We start from the raw sequence: 5,387 nt of genomic DNA on the forward strand, positions 1-5,387 counted from the left end.
CGAGGCGGTGGCGGCCAGGGACTCGTCGATCACCGTGCGCATCGCGGCCGCGTCCCACGGGCAGTTCAGGAAGCGGAAGTTGAAGGCCTGGTGCAGTTCGTCGGGGCGCACGTACAGGGCCAGCCGCTCGGAGGTGGGCGCCCAGGCCTCGGCGACGCCGATGCGGGGGCCCTCGTAGGAGTCGAGGAGGCGGCGCCAGGAGCGGTGGATCTCGTGGACGCCGTCCTGGTCGAAGAAGGGGAGCGGCTCGGTGCCGATCAGGGTGGCCTGGGCGCCGCGCCCGATGTCCGGCAGGCCGGGGGCCTTGACCATGCCGTGCGCCACGTCCACGCGGAAGCCGTCGACGCCCAGGTCCAGCCAGAAGCGCAGCACGGACTCGAACTCGGCGGCGACCTCGGGGTGCTCCCAGTCCAGGTCGGGCTGCTCGGGGGCGAAGAGGTGCAGGTACCACGCGCCGTCCGCGACGCGGGTCCAGGCCGGGCCGCCGAAGATCGACTCCCAGTCGTTCGGCGGCTCGGCGCCGTCCGCGCCCCGCCCCAGGCGGAAGTGGAAGCGCCCGCGGGCCGCCGGGTCCCCGGCGAGCGCGGCGCGGAACCACGGGTGCTGCTCGGAGGTGTGGTTCGGCACCACGTCCACGATGACCTTGAGCCCCAGCCCGTGCGCGGACCGGACGAGGTCGTCGGCGTCGGCGAGGTCGCCGAAGAGCGGATCCACCGCCCGGTAGTCGGCGACGTCGTAGCCGCCGTCGGCCTGCGGGGAGACGTAGAAGGGGGTGAGCCACAGGGCGTCGACACCGAGCCGGGCGAGGTGCGGCAGCCGCTCGCGCACCCCGCGCAGGTCCCCCACCCCGTCCCCGTCGCTGTCCGCGAAGGACCGCACGTAGACCTGATAGATGACGGCATCGCGCCACCAGGCTCCGCTCGCGGTGGCCTTGCTGGAAGCGCTTGCAAGCCGGGAGGCGGTCAGCTCATGGGTCATATCGGGGTCAACGCGTGCACACGCCCCCTGGTTGCGGGCCCGGGCAGTCGAAGGTGGCTCGAACTAACAGCAAGCTGCGGCAACCGTCCGGACACACGGATGTAACGATCAGCCGGTCTTGCAGAAATTTGCCGCAAGCTCTTTCGGACTTCTTGCAGGCTTGTTACGTTCCTGGCAACTCGGGACCGCGAGGATGCGGCCGGGATCATCGAAGGAGTTCATATGCGGCGTGGCATAGCGGCCACCGCGCTGGTCGCGGCCCTGGCGCTCGCGGCGACGGCTTGCGGCGGTGACACCAAGGACGCGGCGGGCGAGACCAAGGCCGGCGGCGAGCTTTCCGGCACGGTGACGTGGTGGGACACCTCGAACGACGCCGAGAAGGCCAGCTTCCAGAAGATCGCCGAGGCGTTCACCGCGAAGCACCCGAAGGTCACCGTCAAGTACGTCAACGTCCCGTACGGTGACGCGCAGAACAAGGTCAAGAACGCCTTCAGCAGCGGCTCGGACGCGCCCGACGTGATCCGCGCCGACGTCGGCTGGGTCGCCGACTTCGCGTCGCTGGGCTACCTCGACGAGGTCCCGGCCGAGACGGCGAAGAAGATCGACGCCGAGTTCCTGCCGCAGGCCGCGGCCAGCGGCAAGTACGAGGGCAAGACCTTCGCCGTCCCGCAGGTCATCGACACCCTCGGCCTCTTCTACAACAAGAAGATGCTCGCCGACGCCGGTGTCCAGCCCCCCACCACGCTGGAGGAGCTGAAGACGGCCGCCGCCGCCATCAAGGCCAAGAGCGGCAAGGCCGGCCTCTACCTGCGCGGCGATGACTCCTACTGGTTCCTCCCCCTCATCTACGGTGAGGGCGGCGACCTGGTCGACGCGAAGAACAAGACGGTCACCGTGGACAACGCGGCCGGCGTCAAGGCCTTCAAGACCGCTCGCGAGCTGGTCACCTCCGGCGCGGCGATCACCAACGCCACCGACGGTTGGACCAACATGCAGACGGCCTTCAAATCCGGCGAGGCCGCCATGATGATCAACGGTCCGTGGGCCGTCGCCGACACCTACGCCGGCGACCAGTTCAAGGACAAGGCCAACCTCGGCGTCGCCGCGGTCCCGGCCGGCTCGGCCAAGGCGGGCTCCCCCCAGGGCGGCCACGACCTCGGCGTCTACGCCGGTTCCAAGAACCGCGACGCCGCGCACGCCTTCGTGGAGTACATGACCTCCCAGGACGTCCAGGTGCAGTCGGCGAAGGAGCTCAGCCTGCTCCCGACCCGTACCGCCGCCTACGAGCAGCCCGACGTCAAGGGCAGCGAGATGGTGCAGTTCTTCAAGCCGGCCGTCGACAAGGCCGTCGAGCGCGCCTGGATCCCGGAGAACGGCTCCCTCTTCGAGCCGCTGAAGGTCGAGTACACCAAGGCGATCACCGGGGCGTCGAGCCCGGAGGACGCGGCCAAGGCGGCCGGCGTCGAGTTCCGCAAGATCCTCAAGGGCTGGAAGTAACGAAACCATGGCTGCTCACACCAGCCAGTCGGTGGCGAAGGCCGCGGGCGATGTCGAGACCGACACCGCCCGCGGCCGGAGCCGCATGACTGACAACGGGAACAACGGGACCCGGGGCTCGAACGGCGGACTGCGGCGCGCACTCGCCACGCACTGGTACGCCTGGACCATGATCGCCCCGGTGGTGCTCGTACTCGGCGTGATCATCGGCTGGCCGCTCGTGCGCGGCGTCTACCTGTCGCTGACCGACGCCAACGAACGCAACGTCTCCCGCACCATCGGCGCGCGCCACATCGAGGCCACGTACGAGTTCGTCGGACTCGACAACTACGCGGCCGTACTGAGCGACCCGGTGTTCCTGCAGCGGCTGGTGTGGACGGTGATGTGGACCGTCGCGTGCGTGTCCATCACCTTCGCGCTCGGCCTGGTCCTGGCCAACATGCTCAACAGGGACTTCAAGGGCCGCGCCGCCTACCGGATGGCGCTCATCCTGCCCTGGGCCGTTCCCGGCTTCGTCTCCGTCTTCGCCTGGCGGTTCCTCTTCAACCGCGACAACGGCATCCTCAACAAGGTCCTCGACGGCGGCGGCATCGCCGCCGTCCCGTGGCTCGACGACCCCACCTGGGCCAAGTTCTCCGTCGTCGCCGTCAACGTCTGGCTCGGCGTGCCCTTCATGATGGTCGCCCTCCTCGGCGGACTGCAGTCGATCCCCGGCGAGCTCTACGAGGCCGCCGAGATGGACGGCGCCAGCGCCTGGCAGCGCTTCCGGCACATCACCCTGCCGGGGCTGCGCGCGGTCAGCATGACCGTGATCCTGCTCTCCACCATCTGGACCTTCAACATGTTCCCGGTGATCTTCCTGCTCACGCGGGGCGGACCGGGCGACTCCACGGAGATCCTGGTGACCCAGGCCTTCCGCGAGGCCTTCGTGTCGAGCCCGCGCGACTTCGCCGGCTCCGCCACATGGGGCGTACTGATCCTCGCCCTGCTCATGATCTTCGCGCTGGTCTACCGGCGCTCGCTGCGCAAGCAGGGAGAGGTGTGGTGACCATGACCACCCGCATCCGGGGCCGCCGCGCCCCGCTCGCCTCCGTCGGGCTGCACGCCACCCTGCTCGCGGCCTCCGTCATCGCCGTCTTCCCGGTGCTGTGGATCCTGCTGACCTCCCTCAAGCCGGCCGAGGACGCGATCAGCACCGACTTCGTCAAGGACCCCTCCCTCGGGAACTACACGTACCTGCTGGAGTCGAGCCACTTCCTCAGCTGGTTCGCCAACTCGGTCCTGGTCGCCGGCGTCACCACCGTCCTCGGCGTGTTCATCGCCGCCACGACCGGGTACGCGGTCAGCCGGTTCAAGTTCCCCGGCATGAAGCCCCTGATGTGGACCCTGCTCATCACGCAGATGTTCCCCATGGCGATCCTCATCGTCCCGCTCTACAACCTGATGGGCGACCTCGGCCTGCTCAACCAGCCGGTCGGCCTGATCATCACGTACCTCACCATCGCCGTGCCGTTCTGCGCCTGGATGATGAAGGGCTTCTTCGACACCATCCCGGTGGAGATCGACGAATCCGGCCGCGTCGACGGGCTCAACCCCTTCGGCACGTTCTGGCGGCTCATCCTGCCGCTCGCCAAGCCCGGCCTCGCCGTCACCGGCTTCTACGCCTTCATCACCGCCTGGGGCGAGGTCGCCTACGCCTCCGCCTTCATGGTCGGCGAGGAGAACCTCACCCTGGCCGGCGGCCTGCAGACCTTCGTCACGCAGTACACCTCCAACTGGGGTGCGATGAGCGCCGCCTCGGTCCTCATCGCGATCCCCGCAGCGATCTTCTTCGTCTTCGCCCAGCGTCACCTCGTCGCCGGGATGACGGCAGGCGCCACCAAGGGCTGACCACCCCGCCTGCCCCCTCTCACCCCCGGCCCGATCTCTTCAAGGACACCATGACCCAGCACCTCGCCGACGCGCTCCCCACCTCCACCGGCACCCAGCCCGGCTGGTGGAGAGAAGCGGTGATCTACCAGGTCTATCCGCGCAGCTTCGCCGACTCCAACGGGGACGGCATGGGGGACCTCGAAGGCGTCCGCAGCCGACTGCCCTACCTCAAGGAGCTGGGCGTCGACGCCGTCTGGCTCAGCCCCTTCTACGCCTCCCCGCAGGCCGACGCCGGCTACGACGTCGCCGACTACCGGGCCATCGACCCGATGTTCGGCACCCTGCACGACGCCGACGCCGTGATCCGCGAGGCCCACGCCCTGGACCTGCGCATCATCGTGGACCTCGTCCCCAACCACTGCTCCGACCAGCACGAGTGGTTCAAGCAGGCGCTGCGCGAGGGCCCCGGCACTCCGCTGCGCGAGCGCTTCCACTTCCGCCCGGGGCGGGGCCCCGGGGGCGCCGAGCCGCCGAACGACTGGGAGTCGATCTTCGGCGGCCCGGCCTGGACCCGCGTCGCGGACGGCGAGTGGTACCTGCACCTCTTCGCCCCCGAGCAGCCCGACTTCAACTGGGAGCACCCCGCCGTCCAGGACGAGTTCCGCTCCATCCTGCGGTTCTGGCTCGACCTCGGCGCCGACGGCTTCCGCATCGACGTCGCCCACGGCCTGGTCAAGGCCCCCGGGCTGCCCGACCTCGGCCGCGACGAGCAGCTCAAGCTCCTCGGCAACCAGGTGCTCCCCTTCTTCGACCAGGACGGGGTGCACGAGATCTACCGCTCCTGGCGCCGCGTCCTCGACGAGTACGCGGGCGACCGCATCGGCGTCGCCGAGGCCTGGACCCCGAGCGCCGACCGCACCGCGCTCTACCTCCGCCCCGACGAGCTGCACCAGGCGTTCAACTTCCACTACCTGGGCACCGGCTGGGACGCCGAGGCGCTGCGCGGCGCCATCGACGAGTCCCTCGACGCGATGCGGCCC

General features: G+C 69.5%; 5 protein-coding genes. 4 read left to right on the plus strand and 1 reads right to left on the minus strand.

Annotation, left to right across the window (positions count from 1 at the left end; genetic code table 11):
- The coding region (locus ACFWUQ_RS30970; protein ID WP_384544658.1) for an alpha-amylase family glycosyl hydrolase at positions 1-978 on the minus strand (978 nt) is incomplete at its 3' end.
- Positions 979-1,200: 222 nt separating this feature from the next.
- Between ACFWUQ_RS30970 and ACFWUQ_RS30975 the strand changes: the two genes are divergently transcribed.
- The 4 genes from ACFWUQ_RS30975 to ACFWUQ_RS30990 all read left to right on the plus strand — a co-directional run.
- On the plus strand, positions 1,201-2,475 hold the full coding sequence (locus ACFWUQ_RS30975) for an extracellular solute-binding protein (protein WP_384544660.1): 1,275 nt from the start codon (positions 1,201-1,203) through the stop codon (positions 2,473-2,475).
- Between the two features lie 7 nt (positions 2,476-2,482).
- The gene (locus tag ACFWUQ_RS30980; protein WP_384544662.1) at positions 2,483-3,523 is read left to right on the plus strand and encodes a carbohydrate ABC transporter permease; all 1,041 of its coding nucleotides are present in this window, start codon (positions 2,483-2,485) and stop codon (positions 3,521-3,523) included.
- Positions 3,524-3,525: 2 nt separating this feature from the next.
- Positions 3,526-4,365: a sugar ABC transporter permease gene (locus tag ACFWUQ_RS30985; RefSeq protein ID WP_384544664.1), complete on the plus strand. Its 840-nt coding sequence runs from the start codon at positions 3,526-3,528 to the stop codon at positions 4,363-4,365.
- 50 nt (positions 4,366-4,415) lie between these two features.
- Positions 4,416-5,387: alpha-amylase family glycosyl hydrolase (locus tag ACFWUQ_RS30990; protein ID WP_384544666.1), on the plus strand; the 972-nt coding region annotated here is incomplete at its 3' end.

Source organism: Streptomyces sp. NPDC058662 (genome assembly GCF_042716255.1).
Lineage (GTDB): Bacteria > Actinomycetota > Actinomycetes > Streptomycetales > Streptomycetaceae > Streptomyces.